Origin of the sequence: Corallococcus sp. AB032C (assembly GCF_003668935.1) — a bacterium.
In the GTDB taxonomy this organism is placed as follows: Bacteria; Myxococcota; Myxococcia; order Myxococcales; family Myxococcaceae; genus Corallococcus; species Corallococcus exiguus.
The window spans coordinates 33,461-59,533 of the sequence record NZ_RAWP01000007.1 but is presented as its reverse complement, the minus strand read 5'-3'; the positions used below and the strand labels follow the sequence as shown (position 1 = coordinate 59,533).

Sequence of the window (26,073 nt, the reverse complement as noted above, 5' to 3'; positions counted from 1 at the left end):
CCTCCCACCTCACGCACGGAGCCCCGGATGAAACTCCAGACCACGCTGACCACCGTACTCGCCCTCGCCACGGGCGCCGCGGAAGCCCGGGACCCCGCGCAGGACGAGCGTGAGCTGCTCAAGGTCGAGGCCGCGCTCTGCCGCGCCTTCGAGACCGCCGACGTCGCCGCGCTGCGAAAGAGCCTGGACGCGCGCTTCACGCTCACCGACTCCAAGGGCACGGTGACCGACCTGGAGCAGAACCTGGCGGAGGTGGCGAAGAAGGACCCCGTCTACGAGGTCTTCCGCAACCACCACCAGAAAATCCGCCTGTACGGCGACGCCGCTGTCGTCACCGGCATCACCACCCTCAAGGGCCACTCCGGCAAGACGCAGTTCGAAGGCGACTTCCAGTTCACCGACACCTGGGTCTACCGCGAGGGCCAGTGGAAGCTCGCCGCGAGCCACGCGACCCGGCTGGCGAAGTAGCCGGGCTACGCGGCGACGGCTTCATCCTCCGGAACAGGTTCGTTCCCAGCCTCCAGTGCAGCCCGGCGCCGGTCCATCCGCGCCTGGAGCTCCCGGACGACCCGCACGTAGGAGAGGGTCAACAGCACGACGACGAGCGCCATCACGATGCCGAGCACGCAGGCGGCATCCCAGGGCGCACCGCTCTCCTTCCAGACGACCTTCACCAGCACGCGCTTGACCGTGTCCACGGCGTAGAAAAGGAGCTGAACGCCCCACCACAGCCCCAGGTGCAGCGACGCGGCAAACCGCGCGCCCCCCGCCTTCTCGGCGACATCCTTCATGAGGGTGAAGGGCTTCACGAAGTTGACGAAGGGAATCAGCCACATCCACACGGCTCCGCCTGGAGTGCGGCCAATACCGGCCCCCTGGGCCTGGAGCTGGCGGACGACCCGGTGGAACCACATCAAGAAGTAGACCCTCGAGCCGTAGCCCGAGAGAAAGCCGACAGTAGTCACGACCGCGGTGACCTTCTCCAGGGCTTCATCCCCCTCTTCGCCCATCAGCAACAACCCGACGTGGAAAAGCAGGCTCAGGAAGGAAGCCCCCAGGGTGATGAGCAGGGAGACCACGGCCCGGAGTGCACGAGCGCGTGAGTCAGGCACCTCCAGCGCGGTCTGACGCGTGCACTCGGGGCACTGGCCCTCCTGGCGTTCGCATGCGGAGCAGACATACCCTCCACAACGAACACAGGTGCGCACCGCCTCACGGCTGGGATGCGTTGGACACACGGCCTGCGGCGCGGCTTCCCCTGCGGTGGCGGTGAGCATGATGAAAGAAATCAGACTCCTTCATCAATTCCTGGTCAATCCCTCCACCTTCGAAAGACAAGCGCCCAGCCGCTTCATGCCTTCTGGAATGCGTGTCGCAGGAATACCGCCATATCCCAGCACCAGCCCTGGCCGAGCTCGTGGCCCCGCGAAGTAACGCGACAGGCTGATGAGCCCCACATCCACCGCCCGGGCCCGAGCCACCGTCTCCCGCTCCAACGCCACACCCCCTCGCCGGAACGTCGCGCACAGGTGCAGGCCCGCCACGGAGGGCACCACCTGGAGCCAGTCACCACAGTGACGCGAAAGCCCCTCCGCCACGCGCGCGTGCCGCGCCTCGTAATCCCGCCGCATCTTGCGGATGTGCCGCGCCAGCAGCCCGCTGTCGATGAACCGCGCGAGTGCGGCCTGCTCCGGCACCGGGCTGTGCCAATCCATCACGCGCCGGGCCCACCGCAGATCCCGCTGGAGCGACGGCGGCGCGACGAGGAACCCCATCCGCAGCATGGGGACCATCACCTTCGAGAACGAGCCCACGTAGAGCACCCGCCCGGAGCGGTCCATCCCATGCAACGTCTCCAGGGGCCGGCCGCCAAAGCGGAACTCGCTGTCGTAGTCGTCTTCAATCACCACCGCGTCCCGCCGCTTCGCCCACTCCAGCAGCGCCACCCTGCGCGCGGGCGACATGGGCATGCCCAGCGGGAACTGGTGTGACGGCGTGACATAGACGAGCCGAGCGGCGTCCGGCAGCGCCGCCACGTCCAGCCCCTCCGCGTCCACCGGCACGGGCACGACGCGCGCGCCCAGCGACTGGAACACCTGCCGCGCGGGCGGATAGCCCGGCTCCTCCATGGCGACGCAGTCCCCCGGCTCGATGAGCACCCGGCCCACGAGGTCCAACGCCTGCTGCGCGCCATTGGTGATGAACACGTCGTCCACCTCCGCGCGTACGCCCCGCGCGACGCCCACGTGCCGCGCCACCGCCTCTCGCAGCCCCCGGTGCCCGGCAGCGTCCACGTAGCCCCCGGGCATCGTGGCGGCCCGCAGCTGGCGCGCCACCAGCCGGCGCCAGGACTCGAAGGGGAAGCCCGAGACGTCCGGGCTGCCCACGCCAAAGTCATACGCGGCGGGGGCCAGCGGTGCTGGCAGGTCCGGCAGCGCGCGCCAGAAGGCCCGGGCGCGCAGCGGCACCTGGGCCTCCCGCCCTGCCCTGCCACGCGGCCGGGATGCCTCCCCCTGGACGAAGCTCCCCGCCCGCGTGCGCCCCGCGATGAGGCCCTCGGCGGTGAGCCATTCATACGCCACACCCACGGTGTTCCGCGCCACATCCAGGCGCAGCGCCAGCTCACGGGTGGGCGGCAACCGCTCCCCACGGCGCAGGCGCCCGTCGAGGATGGCCGCGCGCAGCCCCCGGTAGATCTGCCCGGCCAGGTCCCGGCGTCCCCGGAGCTCGACGTGAAAGTCCATGCCGCATGCTCCCACGGATTGGCCCAGTGGAATTCGTCAATCCTGGCCCTGTCACCGGGCCAGCGGCGGACCATCCTGCCGGCATGACCGATTCCACCTACGCCTCCCACCCCGTCGACTCCGAACGCATGCCGTGGATCCCCATGGGCCGGCCCGGGCTCGCGTTCAAGCCGCTGCGCTTCTTCCGCGACGGCAGCGGCTGGATGTACCTCTTCCGCCTGGAGCCCGGCACCCTCATCCCCCGGCACCGCCACGTCGGCGAGTCGCACGCCTTCAACATCTCCGGCCGCCGCCAGCTGCTCGACACCGGCGAGGTGATTGGCCCGGGCACGTATGTCTATGAGCCGTCCGGCAACATCGACAGCTGGCAGGTCGTGGGCGATGAGCCCCTCGTCCTGCACATCACCGTGAAGGGCGGCATCGAATACCTGGGCGACGACGGCCAGGTCCTCAAGAGCGTGAGCCCCGCGGAGCGGCTGGAGACGTACCGCCGCTGGTGCCAGGAGCACGGCGTGGAGGCCCTCGCAACCATCGAGTGACGAATGCGGTTGCCCCGGCCTCCGCCCCCGGGCAGGAGGAGGCCTGGACCCCCTCACCGGAAGCCCGCCCATGCCGCCCAGGCCCACCGCCCCGCCCCAGCTCCAGTCCGCGCCCGAAGCGCTGCGCAAGTTCGTCGAGGGCCTGTTCACCCTGGACGTGGAGGAGCCCTGGGCCCAGCCCGCGGAGGTGAAGGAGACGGGCGCCGCGCCCTGGCGGCCGCCCAACGCCTACACGCTGGTGATGGGGAACCTGGACGTCGAAGGCAACGTGCTGGTGGAAGCCGACAGGCGGGACGAGGGCGTCCTCGTCGTGTTCGGCGACGTCACCTGCCGCAACCTCTTCGTTGGCGTGGGCTTCACCTTCGTCTGCACCGGCACGCTGCGCGTGAAGGAGACGCTCGTCGCGACCTCAATGGACAGCGTGACGTACGCGGCGGGAGTGGTGGAGGCGGAGCTCGTCGACTCCGGCTCTGGCGCGTGGCTCACCCTCTTTGGAGACGCGTCCCAGCTGCACTCGAAACATCTCACGCACTACGTGATGAACGGCCGCAAGGTCATCAAGTCGCAGAGTCCTCCCGACCTGCGCATGCTTGTCGTTACGGAGGTCCTCGACACGGAGGAGTGGAATTCCCTCTCCGCGGAGGAGCAGGCGGACGAGGACCCGAAGGTCCTCATCAAGCTGGACGCGCGAGCCGCCCACAAGCGCCTGGCCCAGGGCGAGAGCCTCTTCCTCTCCCCCTGAGGACGCCGCATCCGGCCCGCGCGCTCCGTGCGGGCCGGCCTCACGCGGAATGTCAGACACGCTTGATAGCTTGCGTACTGTCCGAGGCCGGACGGACGACAAGCTTTCGCTCCCCCCTGGCGACAAGCGTTCTCACAAACCGAGGAACATCTTGAAACATATTGGATTGAAGTCCCTGGCCGCCGTGTGGCTGACGTGTGCTTTGACGGGCTGTGGCGCGGAGATGGAGCAGGGCGCTGAGACGGAGCTGGAGAACCCCACCGAGGCCGCTGAACAGGCCCCGGTGCTGGAGAAGGGGCCCCCGCCGGAAGAACGGGTGCGGGCCCTGGCCGGATGCACCAGCAGCATTGCCCTCACCCCCAACGTGACCGTCACCGGCATCAGCGCGAACGCGGGGGAGTACTCCTGCACGTACACGCTGTACGTCGCGTCCGCGAACAGCAACCTCACCTTCAGCACCTCCGGCGGTTCGGGCGACGTGGACCTGTATGTGAAGTACGGCTCGGAGCCGACCACGGGGAGCAGTACCTGTAGCTCCGCTGGCTCCAGCAGCACGGAGTCCTGCTCCATCACCGGCGCGCAGGTGGGCACGTACTACGTGAAGTTGTACGGCTACTCTGCGTTCAGCGGCGCGACACTGAAGGCGACGTCCACGCCTTCCGGACAGACGGGCTGCACCAGCAGTACCACGCTGACCAAGGACGTGACCCTGACCGGCATCAGCGCGAACACGGGCGACTGGTCCTGCATCTACAAGCTGTATGTCCCCACCGGTGCCACCAAGGTGACGTTCAACACCAGCGGTGGCAGCGGCAACTCCGACCTGTTCGTGCGCCGGGATGCCTCCCCCACCGAGTCGGTCTACGACTGCAAGTCGGGCAGCCTCTACAGCAACTCCGAGACCTGCTCCGTCAACGTGACGTCCCCCGGGACCTACTGGGCGCGCCTGTACGGCACCGGGTCGTTCTCCAATGTGAGCATCACGGGAACCTACACCCTGTCGGAGGGCCAGCCGGGGTGCACGTCCACCAGCCCGCTCAACAACAACACCACCACGTACGGCCTGAGCGCGCCTCCCGGAGGCTTCTCCTGCGACTACACGCTCACCATCCCGTCGGGGGCTTCGAGCGTTACCTTCAGCACCACCAGTGGCTCGGGCGGCACCGCGTTCCTCTACGCGAAGCTTGGCAGCGCGCCCACGCTGTCCTCCTATGACTGCGTGGCCAACACGAGCAGCAGCAACAACCAGACGTGCACCCTCTCCAATCCCGCGGCGGGCGTCTGGCACGTGCGCGTGTACAACGCGTCCTCGTCCGGAACGCTCTCCAACGCCTCCCTGCGCGGCGCCTACGTCACCGGCGGCACGGGGAACCCGGGCACGGGCATCCTGAACAACAACGTCCCGGTGACGGGCCTGTCGGGCGCGAAGGACTCGTACCGCTACTGGACCATCACCGTGCCGGCCGGGAAGTCCTCGCTGCTCGTGCAGACGATGTTCGGCACGGGAGACGCGGACCTGTACGTCCGTCAGGGCTCGAAGCCCGAGGACTCCGTCTACGACTGCCGCCCCCTGACGGGCGGCAACACGGAGTCGTGCCTCATCAGCAACCCCGTCGCGGGCGTCTACCACGTGATGATCAAGGGCTACACGGACTACGCCGGGCTGACGCTTCAGGCGACCTACTGACGACGCCCCGTAGGCACTGATGTGTGAAGCAGTGCCCGGCCCCGAGGTGATTTCTTCCCTCGGGGCCGGGGTTGGGGGAACACTCCGGACCCATGAGCGCTCGGCGGTTCGACGTGGTGGTCCTCGGCTCCGGTCCCGGCGGTGAAGGGGCTTCGATGAAGGCGGTGAAGTCCGGCCGCAAGGTGTGCACCGTGGAGCAGGGAGCCCTCGTAGGCGGCGCCTGCACCCACACCGCCACCATCCCCTCCAAGGCCCTGCGCCACGCCATCCAGCGGCTGATGGACGTGCAGCAGGACCACCCGGAGATGCGGGCGGACCTGGCCCGGCACACCACGCTCAAGGACATGATGCGCGTGGCGACCACCGTCGTGTCCAAGCAGGTGCAGCTGCGCACCACCTTCTACGAGCGCAACCGCGTGGAGCTGGTGGTGGGCCGCGCGAAGTTCCGGGACGCGCACACGGTGGAGGTGACGGAGCCGCGCGGCTCCGTGGAGCTGCTCACCGCGGACGCCTTCGTCATCGCCACGGGCTCCAGGCCCTACCGGCCCTCGGGCGTGGACTTCCGCCACCCGCGCATCTTCGACTCGGACACCATCCTCAAGCTGCGCGAGTCCCCGCTGTCGATGATCATCTACGGCGCGGGCGTCATCGGCTGCGAGTACGCCTCCATGTTCCGGATGCTCGGCGTGAAGGTGGACCTGGTGAACACGCGCGACCGGCTGCTGTCCTTCCTGGACGACGAAATCTCGGACGCCCTCTCCTACCACCTGCGCGAACAGGGCGTGCTCATCCGCCACCAGGAGGAGATGGTCTCCGTGGAGCCGCACGACGACAGCGTGGTGCTCCAGCTCAAGAGCGGCAAGCGGCTGAAGGCGGATGTCTTCCTCTGGGCCAACGGCCGCTCCGGCAACAGCCAGGACCTGGGGCTGGAGGCGCTGGGCATCGCGGTGGATGCGCGCGGGTGCATCCAGGTCAACGACGGCTACCAGACGTCCGTGCCCCACATCTACGCGGTGGGTGACGTGGTGGGCGCCCCGTCGCTGGCGAGCGCGTCCTATGACCAGGGCCGCTTCGCCGCCACGCACATCGTGGAGGGGCGGGCGGAGCACAAGCTGGTGAAGGACATCCCCACCGGCATCTACACCAGCCCCGAAATCAGCAGCCTGGGCCGCACCGAACGCGAGCTCACCCAGGCGGGCATCCCCTACGAAGTCGGCCATGCGTTCTTCAAGAGCCTGGCGCGCGCGCAGATCACGGGCCGCACCGTGGGCATGCTGAAGCTGCTGTTCCACCGGGAGACGCGAGAGATTCTCGGCATCCACTGCTTCGGGGACAACGCCTCCGAAATCATCCACATCGGCCAGGCCATCATGGCGCAGGACTGGCCGGGCAACGGCATCGACTACTTCATCAACACCACCTTCAACTACCCCACCATGGCGGAGGCCTACCGCGTGGCGGCGCTCAACGGCCTCAACCGGCTGTTCTGAAACACGAAGGGCACCGCGGGCGCTTGAAAGCCCACGGTGCCCCGGGTGTGTCACGTCAGGACGCGATTAGTAGCGGTAGGTGTCCTGCTTGTACGGGCCGCTCTTCTGCACGCCGATGTAGTTCGCCTGCTCGGGGGTGAGCTCGGTGAGCTGGGCGTTGAGCTTCTTGAGCTGGAGCCGGGCGACCTTCTCGTCCAGGTGCTTGGGCAGCACGTACACCTTGCCCACCTGGTACTTGTCGCTGTGCGAGTAGAGCTCAATCTGCGCGATGGTCTGGTTCGCGAAGGAGCTGGACATCACGTAGCTGGGGTGACCGGTGCCGCAGCCCAGGTTCACCAGACGGCCCTTGGCCAGCAGGATGATGCGCTTGTTGTCCGGGAAGATGACGTGGTCGACCTGGGGCTTGATCTCCTCCCACTTGTACTGCTCCAGGGAGGCGACCTCGATTTCATTGTCGAAGTGGCCGATGTTGCAGACGATGGCCTGGTCCTTCATCTTGGCCATGTGCGCATGGGTGATGACGGACTTGTTGCCCGTGGCGGTGACGAAGATGTCCGCCTTGTCCGCGGCGTAATCCATGGTCACGACGCGGTAGCCCTCCATCGCGGCCTGGAGCGCGCAGATGGGGTCGATCTCCGTCACCCACACCTGGGCGGACAGCGCGCGCAGGGCCTGCGCGGAGCCCTTGCCCACGTCGCCGTAGCCCGCGACGACGGCGATCTTCCCGGCCACCATCACGTCCGTGGCGCGCTTGATGCCGTCCACCAGGGACTCACGGCAGCCGTAGAGGTTGTCGAACTTGCTCTTCGTCACGCTGTCGTTGACGTTGATGGCGCGGAACAGGAGCGTGCCCTTGGCGGACATCTCCTGGAGGCGGTGCACGCCCGTGGTCGTCTCCTCCGTGACGCCCATGATCTTGGCGCTCTTGCGCGAGTACCAGGTCGCGTCCTCGGCGAGCTTGGCCTTGATGGAGGCGTACAGCTCGCGCTCCTCCTCGCTCTCGGGGTTGGCGATGACGGACAGGTCCTTCTCCGCGCGCTTGCCCAGGTGCATGAGCAGCGTGGCGTCACCGCCGTCGTCGAGGATCATGTTCGGACCCTCGTGGTCGCTGCCGGAGGGGCCGAACTCGAAGATGCGGTGGGTGAAGTCCCAGTACTCCTTCAGGGACTCGCCCTTGTGGGCGAACACCGGGGTGCCGGCCTCCACCAGCGCGGCGGCGGCGTGGTCCTGCGTGGAGAAGATGTTGCACGAGGCCCAGCGCACCTGCGCGCCCAGCGCCTGGAGGGTCTCCACCAGCACGGCCGTCTGGATGGTCATGTGCAGCGAGCCCGTGACGCGAGCGCCCTTGAGCGGCTGCTGCTTCGCGTACTCCTCGCGGATCGCCATGAGCGCGGGCATCTCGCTCTCGGCGATGCGGATCTCCTTGCGGCCCCAGCTGGCGAGCTTGAGGTCGGCGATGGCGTAGTCCTGATTCTGCTTCTGGGTAACCGCGGTCATGTGTGGCTCCGGATCCAGGTGGCGCGCCTGCCGGCAAGGGAGAGGCTTGGGCCCTGGAAAGAAAGGCCGCCTCACCCTCGCAAGAAACGCGTTCAGGTGAGCGCCGTTGGGTCAGTCGGCTTCGAGCCTGGGGCCGGAAAGGCCTCGCAACGCTCCTCGAAGTCGCGGGGGAAACTACGGGAAGGCGCCCTGAATTTCAAAGGGAGATTGCCTCACTGGAGGCAGGCGGAAGTCGCACCTGGAGGTGTCCTGGCGCACAGGTGGAATTTCATGGAATCTTTGGATTCCATATTTCCCAGGAGTCCTGATGTCCGCCTTGCACCGGTCGCTGTGGGCGCTGACCGCACTCGCCGTTCTCCCCTCTGCTTGTGCCCACCGGGCGCCTTCGACGTCGTCCCAGGTGAAGGACGTCGACTGGGACGTGCGCGAGTTCTACCGGCCCCCCTCCCCGCTTCCGAACGAGGCGCCCGGGTTCGTGCTCGGCCACGAACCGCTCACGGGGCTGGCCGCGCTGGAGGGCACGACGCTGAACGAGCGCGTGCTCTACCTGTCGAACAGCGGAGGACCGGGCGAGGCCCCCATCGCCGTGTCGGGCATCGTCGCGGTGCCGGAGGGAGAGGCCCCCACGGAGGGCTGGCCCGTCGTGACGTGGGCGCACGGGACCCTGGGCATCGCGGACAAGTGCGCGCCGTCGCGGGACGAGCTGGGCGCGTCCGCGCATTGGTACAACCAGGCCCCGCACCGGCTGCTCAACCAGTTCCTGAGGCAGGGCTGGGCCGTCGTCATGTCGGACTACGAGGGACTGGGGACGCCGGGGCGGCACCCGTACCTGCTGGGCAACTCCCAGGCCTACGGCGTGCTGGACATCGTGCGCGCCGCGCATGCGCTGCATGGAAAGAAGCTGTCGAAGAAGTTCGCCATCGTGGGGCACTCGCAGGGCGGACAGGCCGCGCTGTTCGCCGCAGCGAGGGCGCCCGAGCGGCTGAAGGATGACGGCCTGGAGCTGGTGGGGGTGCTGGCCTATGCGCCGGCTTCCGCCATGGAGGCGCTGTTCTACGCGGGCACTGCCCAGACGTCCGCGGGCCCGAACGCCGCGTTCATGCCCCTGTTCCTGACGGGCGCCATCGCGGGCAACCCCTCCGAGCTGACGCCGGAGAACATCCTCCAGGCTGAAGCCCAGCGGTTGTACGCGTACGTCGACACGCAGTGCCGTACGGAGCTGAGCGAAGCAGGCTCCTGGGGCGGCTTCGTTCCGGCGGGGAAGGTGCTCAAGTTGACCGCGCCCGTGTTGAAGCTGAACGCCCAGCTCCGCGCGATGGAGCCGGGCGCGCTGACCGTCACCACGCCCGTGCGGCTCGTCCAGGGTGGACAGGACGAGCGCGTCAACCCCGCCCAGACCGCGCTCGTGAGCACGGGGCTCATCAGCAAAGGGGCCCAGGTGGAGTACGTCGGGTGCCCGGTGGCGGATCACTTCGGCGTGCTGGGGGATGACATTCCCGGCACCCTGGCCTGGCTGAAGCAGCGGCTCACCGGAGAGGCGCCCTCGGAGCCGGTGCTCAGCTCCTGCCAGCGCGTCGATCCGCCGCCCGGGACGCCCTCGTCCCCGGCCCGCTGATCAGTTCGTATGGCAATCACACACATGCAGAGCCACTGGCAATGGGTGGGAGCTGTCGCGTTATTGTTCCTCGTGGGAGGGTGTGCGACCACTCGTGTTGTCCACGTGGATGTTGGAGACGGCAGGCAGGTGGTTCACGAGTCCCTGGATGTGGATCCGGTCCAGGTGGGTGAGGCCGAGTTCAAGGCGGCCCTCACGCAGCTCCTCCTGGACATGCGAATGGACGTTGCCTTCCGCGAGACGGATGCGGCCGACCAGCGAGGGTGGGTGCGGTCCAGGGCCCTGCTCGCGTCTGCAAAGGGACTCGCGGACGCTGGCTCGGTCAGCTCACCTGAATCGCTGTACGCGCGCATCTGCCCTGACGGGGACGACTGCTTGACCCTGGTGGGCGGGACGGGGCTGACGTTCTCGCGCAAGGACCGGACGATGATGGCGCTCTCGTTCGCGCTCGACACGGTGTGGGAGAGCGTCGAGGTCGAGGTCGGCAAGGTGCTGAATCCGGTGGCGCTCAAGGCCCTGGTGACCTCGGCCGCCCTGACCGTGCTCCTCACGATGGCGCTGCCCGAGCCCGTCACCAAGGTCATCGCGGTCGCGTTGACGGCGGCGATGGTGGCCTACCTGGGCATCGTGCCGGTCTGGGAGATGGGCCGGGGCTTCGTGCACCTGTGGGACGAAGCGGAGACAGCAACGAGCGTCATCGAGTTGCAGGACATCGGACATCGCTTCGGCAAGGTGCTCGGGACCAACGGAACGCGTGTCCTGGTGCTGCTCGTCACAGCGGCCTTGGGTGGAAAGAACGCGATGGCGGCCCAGGGGCCCAGGCTCCCTGGGCTTCTCCCAGGCCGCACTTCGCGCGCAGGCAGAAGGTGGATTCGGGCTCGCGGCTGCTTTGAACGGAGGGGTGGGCTCCATCTCGTTGCCTGCTGCCGGTGTGCTCAACGTGGCGCTGGCTCCGGGAGCTGCGGCGGCACTGGCGATGTACGGAGAGGGGCGGTTTCCCGGTGACGAGAAGGGGCCTGTTCATCACATCTGTACGAACAAGAACCACATCTCCGATGCTACTGGCGGTCCCTGGACGCCAAGGTGCGAGGAGGTCTTCAAGAAGGCCGGAATGACGCTCGAAGATGCCTCGAACAAAGTGCGGCTCAAGGGGCACGAGGGGCCTCACCCCGAACTGTATCACCGAGCGGTGCTTCGGCGCCTTGATCGTTCTGTTGCGCGCTGCCGAACGACGGAGACCTGCCGGGCCAGTTTGATGGAGGAACTTGCGAAGATAGCCAATGAGCTTCTGACGCAGGGCTCCGATATGCGGAGTTTCATTGTGAAGGGAGAGAGGTGAGATGGAGCGCCATTTTTACTCGGTGGAGCTTGGAAATGTACCGCATTGGCTGCTTGATACGCCGACACGGTATTCAGGCGAGGCTTTTGACGAACCCTGGATGTTTGTAGATGGTCGCAGCCTCCCCGACCCTGCCCCCCTCAAGGCACAGGTCGCACATCCTGGCACCAAGCGAGACTTTGTATTCTCTTCGATTGAAGAAACGCCCATTGCCAGTGAGCTTGTCGCGAATGTCTTCAGGACACTGGCTCCCGGCGACGTCCAACTTCTTCCGGTATCGATAGAGGGAGAGGCCGACCCGTTCTTCGTCGTCAATGCCACCAAGACGGTTGATTGCATCGACGAGGCACGGTGCCGGGAGGTGCAGCACTACGACGAGGACGCCCCCTCTCCTGACTACCCGGGGGAGTACCGGTGGATCTACGGACTGCGAATCGACCCTGCGAAGACCGAGGGCGCCCATGTCTTCCGGCTGAAGAAGTTCAAGGTCGCGTTCATCGTCTCGGAGGACGTCAAGAACGCCCTCGAAAGCGTCGGGAACCTGGGTGTGTCGTTCGAGCGCGTCACGGACACCGGTTGAGGATGGGATGAGCCACGGGCCGCCCGCCCTCCAGACTGTGCGATAGTCAACCCCATGGACATCCCCGCGGCGGGGGTGGGGAGGCCGAATGCGCACAGCCCGCTGGGTGACCGCGGTGGCATGCATCATGGGGCTGACGTGGGCCGCTCCCGCGCAGGCGGGACGCCGCCCCTACATCTGGACCTTTGATACCGAAATCGTCCCCAAGGGCGACGTCGAGCTCGAGCAGTGGCTGTGGGTCCGCGGCCGCGCTCCCGCCGAGCCCGAGCGGTCCTCGGTGTACTGGATATGGTGGGGGCCCGTGCTCGGGCTGAGCCAGCACCTGGAGCTCGCGATCCCCTTCCAGGTGCGCGCCCAACGGGGCGTCACCCAGCTCGAGTCCTTCGAGGCGGACTTCCGCTACCGGCTCTTCCCCCGGGGGGACGACCGCGCCTTCCAGCCGCTCGTGCGCGCGGTGTGGCACCAGGCCATCCACACGACGGGCCCCTCGCGCGTGGACGTGGACCTCGTCGGCTCCTACCAGTGGGAGAGCGGCCTCCGGGCGACGGTCGACCTGGGCGCGCAGGTGGGCATCCCCGCGCTGCGCGGCGACGAGGGGCCGGCCCGCCTCCTCGGGGCCTACTCCGCCGGCGTGTCCTACCCCGTCATCGAGGACGAGCTGCGGCTGTCGCTCGAGTCCTTCGGAGAGTTCAACGTGAAGGACTCCGGCCAGGCCCCGCACCTCTTCGTCGGGCCGAGCCTGGCGTGGACGTTCGGCCGGATGTGGGTGACCGCCGGCACCCTGGTCGGCCTGACGGCCGTGGCCTCCGAAACCCCCCGCTTCATGCCGAGGCTCATATGGGCAGTCGCTCTCTGAAGTCCCTGCTGCTGGCGCTCCTGCTGGCCGCGCCGCTCGCGTCGGCGGAGCCGGGCAGCGTCCAGGGCGAGGTGCGCATCTCCGTCATCGGCGCGGACGGCGAGCCCCGCCCGAAGGAGGACCGCTCCGGCGTCGTCGTCTACCTCACCGGCTACACGGAGGAGCCTCCCGCGGAGGTGGCCCTGATGAGCCAGGCCAACAAGGCGTTCAGCCCAGGCGTGCTGCCCATCGTCGCCGGACAGAAGGTGGAGTTCCTGAACAAGGACGTGGTGCTGCACAACGTCTTCTCGCGCTCGGTGGCCCGAAAGTTCGACGCGGGCAAGAACCGGCCCGGCGAGAAGTACGTGGAGACGTTCAAGAAGACGGGCATCATCGACGTCTACTGCGACATCCACGAGCAGATGGTGGCCACGCTGGTGGTGGTCCCCAACCGCGCCTTCGCGGTGACGGACGGGGACGGGCGCTTCGTGCTGCGCGGCGTGCCCCCCGGGAGATACCCCCTCTTCGCGGTGCACCGGCGGGACCAGCAGAGCGACATCGCCCGCACGGAGGTCGTCGTGGAGGCGGGCCGCGCCAGCACGGCCACGCTGACGCTCGTGGAGACGCGCCCCGACGACACCCACCTGGACAAGCGCGGCAAGAAGTACACCCCCCGGCCCGACTACACCGGGCCAGACCGCTGAGTTGCCGCCGTGACGCTCACCCAGAAGCTCATCCTCGCCTTCATGGCGCTCGCGGGCGCGGCGCTCGTCACCGCGCTGCTGCTCACCAACCTCGCCGTGGAGGCGGCGGCGAAGGAGAAGATCGCCAGTGACCTGGAGCGGACGCTGGAGGCCTTCAAGCAGCTCGCCCGCGCCAGCCAGGAGCGCATCCGCGACGTGGCCGAGGCGCGCACGCTGGACCGCTCCTTCAAGGAGATGTCGCTGTCGGTGAACTCCGTCGACGCCGACGCGGGGCTGGGCGACGCGAGCTCTGAGACGGACGGCATCCTCAGCGCCCGCGAGGTCATCGACTCGGCGGACACCGAGGCCTTCGGCTGGAGCCGCGACGGCCCGCTGCCCTGGGCCTTCTTCAACGCCAGCGGCCGGCTCGTCTACTCGCGCGCCGCGCCGGAGCAGCTGGGGGACGGCCCGGTCGACCTCCCCCTGCTCGCCGCGTCGCTCCAGCGCGGCCCCGCCTCCGCGCTCTGGTCTCCCGCGCAGCTGCGCGCCCTGCCCTTCGTCTTCGTTCCTCCCGAGGCGCTCCGGGAGGGGGACCTCCTGCTCGTCCATGCGCAGCCCGCCTACGGCTCGCGGCGGGACAAGGTGGGCGTGGTGCTGTCCGGCCAGTGGGTGCGGGACGTGCTGCTGGAGGAGCCCCTGGCGCCCCGGGCCACCGGGCCCCACCTGGGGGACACCCGCGCCCGCTTCGTCGTGCGCACGGAGGACGGGGCCCTGGCCTCGCAGCTCCCCGTGGGCTCGCTCCTCGACGGCGACGGCGTGCGGTCCGGGCAGGCCCACGACGTGTCCATCGAAGGCACGCACTACCTCGTGCGCGGGGGGGAGCTGAGCGGCGTGGATGGGAGCCGCATCGGCCAGGTGTTCGTGCTGCGCGACTTCGACGCGGAGATCAACCCCATCCTCCAGCGCTTCCAGCGCTGGCTCATCCCCACCGCCGTGGGCGTGGCGCTGCTCGCGCTGGCGGCGGCCGTCTTCATGGCGCGGAGCATGGCCTCACCGCTGGTGCAGTTGGAGGCCGCGGCCGGCCGCGTGCGACTGGGGGACCTCACCGTCGAGGTGCCCGTGCGCGGCTCGGACGAGGTGGGCCGGGTGGCGCAGTCCTTCAACGAGATGGTCAGCGGCCTGCGGCAGCGGGACCAGATCAAGGGCCTCTTCAAGCGCTACCTCGCGCCCCAGGTGGTGGACGAGCTGCTCAAGCACCCGGAGAAGGCCGCGCCGGGCGGCGAGCGGAAGATGCTCACCGTGCTCTTCAGCGACCTGGTGGGCTTCACCTCCATGGGTGAGCAGATGAGCCCGGAGGACCTCGTCGCCGTCCTCAACACCTACTTCGAGCAGGCCACCGGCGTGCTGACGAAGCACGGCGCGACGCTCGACAAGTTCATCGGCGACGCCATCATGTGCTTCTGGAACGCGCCGCTGCCGTTGGAGGACCACGCGGCGCGCGCGTGCCTCACCGCGCTGGAGCTGGTGGCGGTGGTGGAGCGGCTCGCCCCCGGGTTCGTGGCGCGAGGGCTGCCCCGGCTGGACTGCCGCATCGGCATCAACACCGGGCAGGGCGTGGCCGGCAACATCGGCTCCAGCGCGGCCCAGGATTACACCGTCATCGGCGACACGGTGAACCTGGCCTCGCGCCTGGAGGGCGCGGCCAAGGTCTACGGCACCCGCACGCTGGTGGCCGAGGAGACCCTCGCCGCCGCCCGGGGCGTGGTGCTGGCGCGAGAGCTGGACCTGCTGCGCGTCAAGGGCAAGCAGCGGCCGGTCCGCGTCTTCGAGCTGGTGGGCCCGGCGGGCACGCCGCCGCCACCGCACCTCGAGCGCTTCGCCGAGGGGCTCGCGCTCTACCGTGCCCGCCGCTTCGCCGAGGCCCGAGCCGCGTTCCTCGCCTCGCCGGAGGACGTGCCTTCGGGACGGTTCGCCGCGAGGTGCGAGGCCCTGCTCGCGGCGCCCCCTCCCGAGGACTGGGACGGCGTCTTCGTCCTCGACAGCAAGTAGCGGCGCCGTCCAGGTCCAGACGATCCGCGCCTGGGAGCGCCCCGGGGCCCGCGCGCCCCGGGACGCGGCCACATGACGGGCAGCGCGCGACACCACCGCCCCACTGCCCGCCTCCCGCTGACGGGCGGCCCTGCCCGTGGCCAGCTTCCCTGATGGGAGGCACGCCATGCAGGAGCCGTCACATCCCAGGAAGCAGGCAGGCCTCCGCGCCCACGACGCGCCTTCCGTCCCCTGGCATGCGCTCCTCCCGGAGGCCGTGCTGGAGCGGCTCTCCAGCGCGCCCCAGGGGCTGACGGAGGAAGCGGCCCGGGAACGGCTCGCGCGCCAGGGCCCCAACGTGCTGGAGCGCTCGCGGCCAGACAGCGCGTGGAAGCTCCTGTGGCGGCAGATCGACAACCCGCTCATCTGGGTCCTCATCGCGTCCGCGGGCCTGGCCATCCTGCTGGGCAAGGTGACCGACGGGCTCGTCGTCGCCGCCGTCGTGGTCCTCAACACCCTCATCGGCTTCGTGCAGGAGTACCGCGCGGGCCGGGCCATCGAGGCGCTGAACCACATGGTGCCGGAGACCGCGCAGGTGCTGCGCGACGGACACCTGCTGGCGCGGCCCGCGGCGGAGCTCGTCCCCGGTGACGTCGTGCAGCTCGCGTCGGGGGACCGCGTGCCCGCGGACCTGCGCCTCTTGCGCTCGCGCAACTTCCAGGTGGAGGAGGCCGCGCTCACCGGCGAGTCCGTCCCGTCGAGCAAGCACGTCACCGCCGTGTCCGAGGACGCGGAGCTGGGGGACCGGGCAAGCCTTGCCTTCGGCGGCACGCTGGTGACGTCCGGCACGTCCACCGCCGTCGTCGTCGCCACGGGCAGCGCCACGGAGCTGGGTCGCATCTCCCACCTGATGGATCAGGCCGCGGACCTGAGCACGCCGCTCACGCGGGAGCTGGCCCGGCTGGGCCGCGTCATCAGCGCGGGCATCGTCGTGCTGTCCGCCGTGCTGCTCGGGGTGGGCATGTTCCGTGGGTATGCCTTCAGCGACGCGGTGCTGGTGGCCATCACCCTGGCCGTGGCCGCCATCCCGGAGGGCCTGCCCGCCATCGTCACCATCGCCCTGGCCATTGGCGTGCAGCGCATGGCGTCCCGCCGCGCCGTCATCCGCAAGCTGCCCGCCGTGGAGACCCTGGGCAGCACCACCGTCATCTGCACCGACAAGACCGGCACCCTCACCCGCAACGAGATGACCGTGCAGGCGCTGTGGACCTGGCGCGGGCACTACGTGCTCACCGGCGTGGGTCACTCCCCCCTGGGAGATCTGCTTCGCGCGGGGCGCCCCCTGGACGTGCCGCCCGACGACGTGCGCGCGCTGCTCGTCGCGGGCGTGCTCTGCAACGAGGCCGACCTCCAGCCCCGGGAGGGACGCTGGGGCATGACGGGCGACCCCACGGAGGGCGCGCTGCTCTTCGCCGCGAAGAAGGCGGGCCTGGGCGTGACGGAGCTGCGCGAGCGGCATCCCCGCCTGGACGCCATCCCCTTCGAATCCGAGCACCAGTTCATGGCCGCGCTCCACGCGGGCGGCCCGGAGCACGCCGAGCTCTTCATGAAAGGCGCCCCGGAAGTCGTGCTGCGCCGCTGCGGACCGGAGACGGACCGGGACGCCGTGCTGGCGGAGGTGGAGCGCATGGCGAGGCAGGGGCTGCGCGTGCTCGCCTTCGCGCGCAAGCACATGTCCCGCGCGGACGCGCTGCGGCCCCAGGACGTGGAGGACGGCTTCGCGCTGCTGGGCCTGCAGGGGATGATCGACCCGCCCCGCGAGGAGGCCGTGGCCTCCGTGCGGGCCTGCCACGCCGCCGGCATCCGCGTGAAGATGATGACCGGGGACCATCCGGGCACGGCGGAGGCCATTGGCCTTCAACTGGGCCTCCACGCTCCGGGGCATCCGGCCCTCACCGGCGCGCGCCTGTCCGGCATGAGCGACGCGGAGCTGGCCCTGGCGGTGAAGGACACGCACGTGTTCGCGCGCCTGGCCCCCGAACACAAGCTGCGGCTGGTGCGCGCGCTCCAGGCGCAGCGCCACGTGGTGGCGATGACGGGCGACGGCGTCAACGACGCGCCCGCGCTCAAGCAGGCGGACATCGGCGTGGCCATGGGCATCACCGGCACGGCCGTGTCCCGCGAGGCCGCGGACCTGGTGCTGACGGACGACAACTTCGCCACCATCGTCGCCGCCGTCGAGGAGGGCCGCCGCGTCTACGACAACCTGGTCAAGTCGCTCGCCTTCGTGCTGCCCACCAACCTGGGGCTGGCCCTCATCCTCATGCTGGGCGTGACGTTCTTCCCCTTACAGGAGTCCGGCGGCGTGCTCGAACCGCTGCTGGCCATGCGCCCCACGCAGCTGTTGTGGATCAACCTGGTGGCCACCGTCACCCTGGCGCTGCCCCTGGCCTTCGAGGCGAAGGAGCGCCACGTCATGCGCCGTCCGCCCCGCTCGCCGGACACGCCCGTCCTGAGCCACTTCGTCGTGATGCGCACCGGGCTCGTCGCGCTGCTGATGACGGCGGGCGCCATCGGCCTGTTCCTCTGGGAGTTCACGCGCCAGGGCGGCACCCACGGCGTCCCCAATGCCTGGGCCCTGGCCGAGGCGCGCACCATGGCCGTCAACACCGTGGTCAGCTTTCAAATCTTCTACCTGTGGCTGTGCCGCACGTTGACGGGCTCCACGCGCGAGGTGGGCTTCGCGAGCAACCCCACCGTGTTCGTGGGCATCGCCGCGCTGGTGCTGCTCCAGGCCGCGTTCATGTACGTGCCCTTCTTCCAGCGCCTCTTCGGCTCCGCGCCGCTGTCCCTGGGGGACATCGCGCGGTCGGTGCTGGTGGGCGCCTGCGTGCTGCCCGTGGTGGGCCTGGAGAAGTGGCTGCGCTCGCGGCGGCGGGAGACGGGCCGGAGCGTGAGCGCCACCTGACCGCGGACGCGGACGCACTCACCGGGCCTCCGGACGGATGTCCAGCCTCCGCAGCAGGGACGCGAAGTCGGAGAGGTGGCGGACGGCGGTGAAGCGGGCGCGCACCTGCTCGTGGGCCTGGGTGCCCAGGCGGGCCGACAGTCGCGGATCCTCCAGGAGCCTCCGCACCGCGGCGGCGAACTCCGGCAGGCTGGCGGGGTCGCGCACGAGCAGTCCCTCCACCTCGTGATGCAGCTGGTCCTGGATGCCACCCACCGCGCTCGCCACCACGGGACGGGACTTCCACATGGCCTCCGTGACGGTGAGCCCGAAGCCCTCCTTCAGGCTCTTCTGCACCAGCACGGCCGCATGCCGCTGGAGCGCGTTGACGATGGCGGCGTTCTCCTCCGGGTCCACCATGGGCAGGCAGGCCAGGTGGACGCGCTGGCGCAGGAAGTGCGGCTGCTCGCGCCACGCCGCGACGACGGACTCGAACGTGGCCGCCGCATCCGGATCATCCGCCACGGACGTCACCGAAGGCCCGGCCAGGACCAGCTCCGCGCGCAGGCCGGGCGACTGCTTCATGAGCAGCGCGAAGCCCCGCAGCACGCCCACCGGGTCCTTCAGCGGATCCCACCGCGACACCTGCACCACCAGCGGCACGTCCAGCGCGGGCGCGGAGCCCAACCTCACGATGTCCGCCCCGCGCGACACCCGGGTCGGCACCCCGTCCATCCGGGTGAAGACGGGCGCGGGGAGGCCCGGCGAGCGGCCCACCAGCCCGATGTCCTCCAGGATGGCGTTCGCGACGTCCGGTGCGAGGGGCTGGTTCTTCACCGCGAAGATGTCGATGGAGGGCTGGATGACGACCGCCCGGTCCGCCAGCAGCGGCGGCACATAGGCGGCCCGGGAGAAGACCGCGAGCCGCGCGGCGGCCAGCCCCGGCGCGAGGAAGGCCCACGCCCGCTCCACCTCGTCGTTGGGCACGTCACTCCCGATGTGGCAGCGCCACACCACCCGGGCCCCCGCCGCGGCGAGCGCCGGCGCCAGTCCCGCGGTCTGCGGGTCGTGCAGCAGGACCACGTCGCCCGGGCGGATGAGGACGAGCAGCTCCTCCGCGTTGTCCCGGAGCACCTCCTCGTAGCAGGCGCGCTCGGCGGCCCCCAGCGGAGAGCCATCTCCCCGGGAGCCGTGCAGCGCGTCGTGCAGCCGCCTGGTGATGTGGAAGAAGCCGGGGGTGCCCTGCATCACCATCCACCGCGTGTCCACGCCCGCTCCTCGCCCATAGGCGAGCAACCCGGGCAGCATCTCCGCCACCCCGCCGCCCCGGGCCGTGGAGTTCACGTTCCAGAACGTGCGGCCCTCCATGCGGTCCCGGGCCTGCTCCGCGTGGGAGTGGAACAACTCCCACTCCTCCGCCGTGAGCCCGGGCCGGAAGCACTCCAGCGAGCTGGCCCGCACGTGGACCTCGAAGGGCTTGAGCATGGCGTCCCCCTCACTGCGGCGCGGGATGCTTGACCACCAGCACGGGCCGCCGGCTGCGGGCCACCACCTCCTGGGCCACGGAGCCGAGCACCGCGCGGCGCACGCCCGTGCGCCCATGCGAGCTGATGCAGAAGATGTCCGCCCCATACCGCTCCGCCGCCTGGCAGAGCACCTGCGCGGCGTGGACCCCGGACAGCAGCTCCACCCGGACGGTGATGCCCCGGCCGGCCGCGTCACCGGGGACCAGCGCCTCCAGCTGGCGCCGCAGCTCGGGCGCGTCGTCATCGTTCCCGCTCAGGGCCACCGCGGGCCAGAAGTCCGCGTAGACGATGGGGACCGGCGACTCGAGGACATACGCCAGGATGAGCTCTCCGCCCCGGGGCAGGAGCGACAGGGCGTGGGGGATGGCCCGGTTCGCCAGCGGCGAGAAGTCCGTGGAGACGAGGACGCGCTGGATGGACGGGATGCCCACGGGCGCTTCCGCCTCTCGCGCCGAACAGGACGGGACGCAGGCGACCGCCGCCACCGGCGCGAGCTGGAGGGAGGAGAGCGACACCGAGCCGTGCCGCACGCGCCGCAGCCCCCGCCGCTGGTGGCTGCCCAGGAGGAGGAGGTCCGCCCGCGCCGCCTCCGCGAGCCTGGCGAGCGGCTCCGCCGCGTTCCCGTGGTCCGAGGACATCCGGACCTCCGCGCGCGGCTCACCGATGCGCGACAGGCGCTCGCGCAGCTCCCGCTCGAGGATGACCTCGATGCCCTCGGGCTCCGGGTTCACGCGGTACAACCCCAGCCGTCCGTACTCCGTGGCCGTGCTGTAGACGTGGGCGACCGTCAGGTCGACCGGCCCCACCCGGCGCAGCTCCGGAAGCCAGCGCAGCGCGACCTCCGCGCTGTCCGAGAAGTCATCGCCCACGGCGACCCGCAGCGGGCGCTTTGCCTGGCACCAGTCCAGGAATGGCTCGGACAGACGGACCATCAGGAAGGGGCAGCGCGACAGCTGCGCGATGCGCGCCGGGATGCCGCCCAGCCGCCAGCGCTTCTCCGACCGCCAGCCCAGGGCCGCCGTGATGATCATCCGCGCGTGGATCTTCGCGGCGTGCTCGACCAGTGCCTCGTCCGGCATGCCCAGCAGCACCTGGGGCTCCACGGACAGGCCCGGATGGCTCAACCTGTCCGCCTCGGCGGCGAGCCGCTTCTCCAGCTCGGTGATGGTGCTGCCGCGCTCGGCCGGCCAGTCGCGCCGGAGCATGCCGGGCTCCGCGGCGTGCACGAGCACCAGCGGCGTGCCCGTCCGCTCCGCGATGGCGGCCGCGACGCGGACGGCCTCCCGGGCATGGTCGGAGAAATCCGTGCCGACGACGATGGCCATGACGTCCCCCCAGGGGCCTTCGCATGCCCCGCTGCCCGCGAGGACTCGCCCCTCTCTCTGCGTGGAACGTTGGGGCCAGCAGTGGAGCGCGCAAGAGCTCCGGACAGGGGCAGGCGGCGCGCGGCCCCTCACCCGGGCGCGGGGGCCGGCGGAGCGGGCGCCTCCGGGAAGAGCAGCTCCAGGTGGTACATGCCGTCCTCGCGGCGGCTGCGCACGGGCAGGCCGCTTTCGTGGAAGACGTCCAGCATGGAGCTGTTCGTCACCAGGACATCCGCCTGGAAGCCGGGAATGCCCCGGGCCATGGCGGCCTCGCGGATGCGCCGCATCAGCACCGTCCCCACGCCCCGGCCCTGCCAGTCGTCCCGGACCAGGAAGGCCACGTCCCCCAGGCGCGTCGCGGGATCCACGCTGTACTGCACCATGCCCACCACCTCCTCCGTGCCGGGCGGACACGCGACCAGCGCCATGTCGTGCTCGAAGTCCAGGTCCACCAGCCGTTGGATCTCCTCGTGCGGGTACTCCTTCTTGAAGCCCATGAAGCGCCGGTAGCAGCTCTCGCGCGACAGGCCGTACAGCAGGTCCTGCAGGGCGCGCTCGTCCGTGATGCGGGCCGGGCGGACGACCAGCGCTTCGTGCGACAGCGTGTGCTCCAGCCGCTGCTCCGCCCAGGGGTAGCGCGCGCGGGGGACCACCTGGTCCGGCAGCACCCAGCGGCGTCCCTTGGCCGCGGCCAGCAGCTCCGCCCGGAAGTCCGGGTGGGCGACGTTGATGAGCGCGAGCGCGCGCTCACGGATGCTCTTCCCCCAGAGCTCCGCGACGCCGTACTCCGTGACGACGGAGTGGACGTCCCCCCGGCTCGTCACCACGCCGGTGCCGGGCTCCAGCGCCAGCTGGATGCGGCTCACCGTGCCGCCCTGCGCCGTGGAGGGGAGCGCGATGAGGGCCCGGCCTCCAGGGCTTCGGCTCGCGCCCCGGATGAAGTCCACCTGCCCGCCGATGCCGGAGTAGAAGCACCCGCCCAGCGTGTCGGCCGCCACCTGGCCGGTGAGGTCCACCGCCAGGGCGGAGTTGATGGCGACCATCCGGGCGTTGCGCGCCACCACCGCCGGGTCGTTGGTGTCGTCGCTCGGCCGCATCTCGATGGCCGGGTGGTCATGCGCCCAGGCGTAGAGCCGCTGGCTGCCCATGATGAACGACGTGACGAGCTTGCCCGCGAGCACCGTCTTCCTCCGTCCGGTGATGACGCCCGCCTCCACCAGGTGCATGACGCCGTCGGAGAGCATCTCCGTGTGGATGCCCAGGTCGTGGTGGTCCACCAGCGCCGCCAGGACCGCGTCCGGGATCCTCCCGATGCCCGACTGCAACGTGGCGCCATCCGGGATGAGCCGGGCGACGTGCTCCCCGATGCTCCGGGACACCGCGTCGGGTGGCTCGGGATGGACCTCCAACAACGGAAGCGTCACCGGCACCAGGTGGTGGATGCGGCGCACGTCCAGGAACGAGTCCCCGTGCGTACGCGGCATGTTCGGGTTGACCTCCGCGATGACGAGCGAGGCCCCGTCCACCGCGGCGCGCACGATGTCCACGGAGACGCCCAGGCTGACGTAGCCGTGGGCGTCCGGCGGACCAACCTGGATGAGCGCCACGTCGATGCGGATCTTCCGGCTCCGGATGAGCTCCGGGACTTCGGAGAGGAACACCGGGATGAAGTCCGCCCGCCCCTCCTGCACGGCCTGCCGCACGTTGGGCCCGATGAAGAAGGCGACGTGGCGGAAGCGCCCGGCTTGCGCGGGCTCCACGTAGGGCGCGGGCCCCAGCGTCAGCAGGTGCACCACCTCGTTGTCCGCCAGGGAGGGGCCCCGCTCGTCCACCAGGGCCCGCACCAGCGTCACCGGCTCGGCCGCGCCCGAACCGATGAGGATGCGCCTTCCCGGCAGGACGGCGCGCAGGGCCTCCCCGGCGGTCCTCACCCGGTCCGCGTAGCGTTGGGTCCAGTCGTCCATACCGGTCCGGATAAGCACGGGGCGCGTCCTCCGCGCGCCGCGGCGGGCAGGCTCGCGGTGTCCCTGCTCCCCTGACGGTGTACGTCCGGAAGGCGCCAGCCTCAGCTTGGAAGGAGCGCGAGGAGCCCAAGACCATGGACCCGTCCCTTCCCCCAGAGCTTTCTCCCCAGGCACCAGAAGCCCGGCCGGCTCCGCCCCCATCCATCCTCTGGTTCGACGCCCTGTCCCGGGAGGACGTGGCCCAGGCCGGAGGCAAGGGCGCCAACCTGGGAGAGCTGACCCGCGCCGGGCTGCCCGTGCCCCCGGGCTTCGTCATCACCGCCGCCGCCTTCCAGCAGGCGATGCAGCCCGCGCGCGCCCGGTTGCGCGAGCTGTGGGAGCGCGTGGATCCGGATGATCCGCGGTCGCTCGCCGAGGTCACGGAGTCCTTGCGCGGCCTCGTGCTGGAGGCGCCCCTGCCCGACTGGCTGGACACCTCCATCCTCGCGGCGTACCACCGGCTGTGGGAGTGCTCCGCGGTGGCGGTGCGCTCGTCCGCCACCGCGGAGGACACCGCCACCACCTCCTTCGCGGGCATGCACGAGTCGTTCACCAACGTGGCGGGCGATGACGCGCTCCTCGACCGCGTGCGCGCGTGCTGGGCGTCGGCCTTTGGCCCGCGCGTGGTGGCCTACCGCAAGGCGCAGGGGCTCACGGAAGTCCCGGAGATCGCCGTGGTGGTGCAGGCCATGGTGGACTCGACGCGCTCGGGCGTCATGTTCACCGTGGATCCCTCCACCGGAAACCGCTGGCACCTCGTCATCGAGGGGGCCTTCGGCCTGGGAGAGGTCGTCGTGGGTGGACAGGTGGAGCCCGACACCTACGTCGTGGACCGCGAGGGGCCGCGCCTGCTGGAGACGCGCGTGGGCCTGAAGTCCTTCCAGCTCGTGCGCGACGGCGTGGGCCGCGAGAAGCGCGAGGAGCTCCCACCGGAACGGGCCCGCGCGCGGGTGCTCACGGACGTGGAGGTGCTGGAGCTGGCGCGGCTGGGGCTGCGCGTGGAGCGGCACTACGGCGCGCCCCAGGACATCGAATGGGCGGAGCAGGACGGCCGGTTCTATCTGGTCCAGTCGCGGCCGGTGACGACGGTGTCCGCCGCCGCACCGGAGGCCCCGCAGGCTCCGGAGCCCGCCGCGGCCCCGGACCGGGCGCGGGTGCGCGGACTGGGCGCGTCTCCCGGCGTGGCCGTCGGCCGCGTGCGGGTGCTGCGTGACGCCCGGGAGGGCTCGAAGCTGGAGGCCGGTGAAATCCTCGTGGCGCCCATGACCTCTCCGGACTGGGTGCCCACGCTGCGGCGCGCGGCGGCGGTCGTCACCGACAGCGGCGGCATGACGTGCCACGCGGCCATCGTCAGCCGCGAGCTGCGCAAGCCCTGCGTGGTGGGCACGCGCAGCGCCACGAAGGTCCTGCGCGATGGGGAGGAGGTCACCGTGGATGGCGCCGCCGGCACCGTGCGCGAGGGCCGCGCCAGGGAAGCGCCCTCCGCGGCGGTGGTGGGGCCGCCCTCCCCCCACGCGGGTCCCCAGCCCCGGGAGGCCACCGGGCCGGAGGCGTTGGGCACGCGGCTCTACGTGAACCTGGCCCTGCCGGGACAGGCCCGGGAGGCGGCGGCGCTCCCGGTGGACGGCGTGGGGTTGCTGAGGGCGGAGTTCATGCTCACCGAGGCCCTGGGCGGCGTGCACCCACGCAAGCTCATCGCCCAGGGACGGAGCCGCGAGTTCGTCGAGCGGATGTCCCAGGCGCTCTTGACCATCACCCGCGCCTTCCGGGGCCGCCCGGTGGTGTATCGCACCACGGACTTCCGCACGAATGAGTTCCGGGGACTGGAAGGAGGCGGCGAGTTCGAGACCGACGAGGCCAACCCGATGATTGGCTTCCGGGGCTGCTACCGCTACCTGCGCGAGCCCGAGGTGTTCCGGCTGGAGTTGGAGGTCCTGGCCCGCGTGCGGGACGAGACGCCCAACCTGCACCTGATGATTCCCTTCGTGAGGACGAAGTGGGAGCTGGAGGCGTGCCTGGAGGCCGTGGACGCAAGTCCGCTGGGGCACCACCGCGGGCTGGAGCGCTGGGTGATGGCGGAGGTGCCCTCCGTCGTCTACCGCATCCCGGAGTACGCGCGGATGGGCATCACCGGCGTGTCCATCGGCTCCAACGACCTCACGCAGCTCATGCTGGGCGTGGACCGGGACTCGGAGTCTTGCGCGGAGCTCTTCGACGAGGAGGACGCGGCGGTGCTGGACGCCATCGTCCGCATCATCCGGGCCAGCCGCGAGGCGGGCATCACTTCGTCCCTCTGCGGCCAGGCCCCGTCGAACCGCCCGTCGTTCGCGGAGCACCTGGTGCGCGCGGGCATCACGTCCCTCTCCGTGGATCCAGGGGCCGTCGGCGCGACCCGGGCGGTCGTGGCGGCGGCGGAGCGGCGGCTCCTGCTGGAGTCCGCCCTGCGCCGGTAGG

The 26,073-nt window shown here is 70.3% G+C and carries 18 protein-coding genes, 1 pseudogene and 1 riboswitch; of the genes and pseudogenes, 13 read left to right on the top strand and 6 right to left on the bottom strand.

Annotated features, from left to right (window positions below; genetic code table 11):
• Positions 1-27 precede the first annotated feature (27 nt).
• Positions 28-468, top strand: coding sequence for a nuclear transport factor 2 family protein (locus tag D7X99_RS04455; RefSeq protein ID WP_120594938.1), 441 nt, complete (start codon positions 28-30; stop codon positions 466-468).
• Positions 469-473: 5 nt separating this feature from the next.
• Here D7X99_RS04455 and D7X99_RS04450 read toward each other — a convergent pair whose 3' ends face one another.
• Both D7X99_RS04450 and D7X99_RS04445 read right to left on the bottom strand, forming a co-directional pair.
• Positions 474-1,079: a DUF4328 domain-containing protein gene (locus D7X99_RS04450; RefSeq protein ID WP_158626919.1), complete on the bottom strand. Its 606-nt coding sequence runs from the start codon at positions 1,077-1,079 to the stop codon at positions 474-476.
• A 222-nt stretch (positions 1,080-1,301) separates the two neighbouring features.
• Complete coding sequence (locus tag D7X99_RS04445) at positions 1,302-2,744, bottom strand: PLP-dependent aminotransferase family protein (protein WP_121776628.1); 1,443 nt, start codon at positions 2,742-2,744, stop codon at positions 1,302-1,304.
• 83 nt (positions 2,745-2,827) lie between these two features.
• Here D7X99_RS04445 and D7X99_RS04440 point away from each other — a divergent pair, with 83 nt between their 5' ends.
• The 4 genes from D7X99_RS04440 (at position 2,828) to sthA (ending at position 7,202) form a co-directional block, all read left to right on the top strand.
• Entirely contained in the window at positions 2,828-3,283 is a 456-nt protein-coding gene (locus D7X99_RS04440) for an anti-sigma factor (RefSeq protein WP_121776627.1), read from the top strand.
• Positions 3,284-3,353: 70 nt separating this feature from the next.
• Positions 3,354-4,025: a hypothetical protein gene (locus D7X99_RS04435; RefSeq protein ID WP_121776626.1), complete on the top strand. Its 672-nt coding sequence runs from the start codon at positions 3,354-3,356 to the stop codon at positions 4,023-4,025.
• 151 nt (positions 4,026-4,176) lie between these two features.
• Complete coding sequence (locus D7X99_RS04430; RefSeq protein WP_158626918.1) at positions 4,177-5,712, top strand: PPC domain-containing protein; 1,536 nt, start codon at positions 4,177-4,179, stop codon at positions 5,710-5,712.
• A 92-nt stretch (positions 5,713-5,804) separates the two neighbouring features.
• Complete coding sequence (gene sthA, locus D7X99_RS04425; RefSeq protein WP_121776624.1) at positions 5,805-7,202, top strand: Si-specific NAD(P)(+) transhydrogenase; 1,398 nt, start codon at positions 5,805-5,807, stop codon at positions 7,200-7,202.
• A 66-nt stretch (positions 7,203-7,268) separates the two neighbouring features.
• Here the strand turns inward: sthA and ahcY are convergent, their stop codons facing one another.
• Positions 7,269-8,699, bottom strand: coding sequence for an adenosylhomocysteinase (gene ahcY / locus D7X99_RS04420; RefSeq protein ID WP_121776623.1), 1,431 nt, complete (start codon positions 8,697-8,699; stop codon positions 7,269-7,271).
• 91 nt (positions 8,700-8,790) lie between these two features.
• Positions 8,791-8,863: riboswitch (S-adenosyl-L-homocysteine riboswitch) on the bottom strand.
• A gap of 143 nt (positions 8,864-9,006) precedes the next feature.
• Here ahcY and D7X99_RS04415 point away from each other — a divergent pair.
• From D7X99_RS04415 to D7X99_RS04385, 7 genes and pseudogenes are all read left to right on the top strand, one after another.
• Positions 9,007-10,314: a S9 family peptidase gene (locus D7X99_RS04415; RefSeq protein WP_121776622.1), complete on the top strand. Its 1,308-nt coding sequence runs from the start codon at positions 9,007-9,009 to the stop codon at positions 10,312-10,314.
• Positions 10,315-10,338: 24 nt separating this feature from the next.
• A pseudogene (locus tag D7X99_RS04410) lies at positions 10,339-11,653 on the top strand (AHH domain-containing protein).
• A gap of 1 nt (position 11,654) precedes the next feature.
• Positions 11,655-12,233: a DUF1629 domain-containing protein gene (locus tag D7X99_RS04405; RefSeq protein ID WP_171805333.1), complete on the top strand. Its 579-nt coding sequence runs from the start codon at positions 11,655-11,657 to the stop codon at positions 12,231-12,233.
• Positions 12,234-12,321: 88 nt separating this feature from the next.
• On the top strand, positions 12,322-13,089 hold the full coding sequence (locus D7X99_RS04400) for a hypothetical protein (RefSeq protein ID WP_121776621.1): 768 nt from the start codon (positions 12,322-12,324) through the stop codon (positions 13,087-13,089).
• The gene (locus D7X99_RS04395) at positions 13,071-13,772 is read left to right on the top strand and encodes a carboxypeptidase regulatory-like domain-containing protein (protein WP_121776620.1); all 702 of its coding nucleotides are present in this window, start codon (positions 13,071-13,073) and stop codon (positions 13,770-13,772) included. The genes D7X99_RS04400 and D7X99_RS04395 overlap by 19 nt, the downstream gene beginning before the upstream one ends.
• A 9-nt stretch (positions 13,773-13,781) precedes the next feature.
• Positions 13,782-15,800 (top strand): adenylate/guanylate cyclase domain-containing protein, encoded by a 2,019-nt coding sequence (locus D7X99_RS04390; RefSeq protein WP_121776619.1) that lies wholly within the window; start codon positions 13,782-13,784, stop codon positions 15,798-15,800.
• 166 nt (positions 15,801-15,966) lie between these two features.
• Positions 15,967-18,747 (top strand): HAD-IC family P-type ATPase, encoded by a 2,781-nt coding sequence (locus D7X99_RS04385; protein ID WP_121776618.1) that lies wholly within the window; start codon positions 15,967-15,969, stop codon positions 18,745-18,747.
• Between the two features lie 18 nt (positions 18,748-18,765).
• Here the strand turns inward: D7X99_RS04385 and D7X99_RS04380 are convergent, their stop codons facing one another.
• From D7X99_RS04380 to D7X99_RS04370, 3 genes are all read right to left on the bottom strand, one after another.
• Positions 18,766-20,211 (bottom strand): glycosyltransferase, encoded by a 1,446-nt coding sequence (locus D7X99_RS04380; RefSeq protein ID WP_121776617.1) that lies wholly within the window; start codon positions 20,209-20,211, stop codon positions 18,766-18,768.
• Positions 20,212-20,221: 10 nt separating this feature from the next.
• Positions 20,222-21,577, bottom strand: coding sequence for a universal stress protein (locus tag D7X99_RS04375; protein ID WP_121776616.1), 1,356 nt, complete (start codon positions 21,575-21,577; stop codon positions 20,222-20,224).
• A 128-nt stretch (positions 21,578-21,705) separates the two neighbouring features.
• Complete coding sequence (locus D7X99_RS04370) at positions 21,706-23,598, bottom strand: bifunctional acetyl-CoA hydrolase/transferase family protein/GNAT family N-acetyltransferase (protein ID WP_233613084.1); 1,893 nt, start codon at positions 23,596-23,598, stop codon at positions 21,706-21,708.
• A gap of 116 nt (positions 23,599-23,714) precedes the next feature.
• Here D7X99_RS04370 and ppsA point away from each other — a divergent pair, with 116 nt between their 5' ends.
• Positions 23,715-26,072: a phosphoenolpyruvate synthase gene (gene ppsA, locus D7X99_RS04365; protein WP_121776614.1), complete on the top strand. Its 2,358-nt coding sequence runs from the start codon at positions 23,715-23,717 to the stop codon at positions 26,070-26,072.
• Position 26,073 lies beyond the last annotated feature (1 nt).

Coding starts and splice junctions, on each gene's coding strand:
- D7X99_RS04455 (WP_120594938.1), top strand. CDS start 28: ATGAAACTCCAGACCACGCTGACCACCGTACTCGCCCTCGCCACGGGC.
- D7X99_RS04445 (WP_121776628.1), bottom strand. CDS start 2,744: ATGGACTTTCACGTCGAGCTCCGGGGACGCCGGGACCTGGCCGGGCAG.
- D7X99_RS04440 (WP_121776627.1), top strand. CDS start 2,828: ATGACCGATTCCACCTACGCCTCCCACCCCGTCGACTCCGAACGCATG.
- D7X99_RS04435 (WP_121776626.1), top strand. CDS start 3,354: ATGCCGCCCAGGCCCACCGCCCCGCCCCAGCTCCAGTCCGCGCCCGAA.
- sthA (WP_121776624.1), top strand. CDS start 5,805: ATGAGCGCTCGGCGGTTCGACGTGGTGGTCCTCGGCTCCGGTCCCGGC.
- ahcY (WP_121776623.1), bottom strand. CDS start 8,699: ATGACCGCGGTTACCCAGAAGCAGAATCAGGACTACGCCATCGCCGAC.
- D7X99_RS04415 (WP_121776622.1), top strand. CDS start 9,007: ATGTCCGCCTTGCACCGGTCGCTGTGGGCGCTGACCGCACTCGCCGTT.
- D7X99_RS04405 (WP_171805333.1), top strand. CDS start 11,655: ATGGAGCGCCATTTTTACTCGGTGGAGCTTGGAAATGTACCGCATTGG.
- D7X99_RS04400 (WP_121776621.1), top strand. CDS start 12,322: ATGCGCACAGCCCGCTGGGTGACCGCGGTGGCATGCATCATGGGGCTG.
- D7X99_RS04395 (WP_121776620.1), top strand. CDS start 13,071: ATGGGCAGTCGCTCTCTGAAGTCCCTGCTGCTGGCGCTCCTGCTGGCC.
- D7X99_RS04385 (WP_121776618.1), top strand. CDS start 15,967: ATGCAGGAGCCGTCACATCCCAGGAAGCAGGCAGGCCTCCGCGCCCAC.
- D7X99_RS04380 (WP_121776617.1), bottom strand. CDS start 20,211: ATGCTCAAGCCCTTCGAGGTCCACGTGCGGGCCAGCTCGCTGGAGTGC.
- D7X99_RS04375 (WP_121776616.1), bottom strand. CDS start 21,577: ATGGCCATCGTCGTCGGCACGGATTTCTCCGACCATGCCCGGGAGGCC.
- ppsA (WP_121776614.1), top strand. CDS start 23,715: ATGGACCCGTCCCTTCCCCCAGAGCTTTCTCCCCAGGCACCAGAAGCC.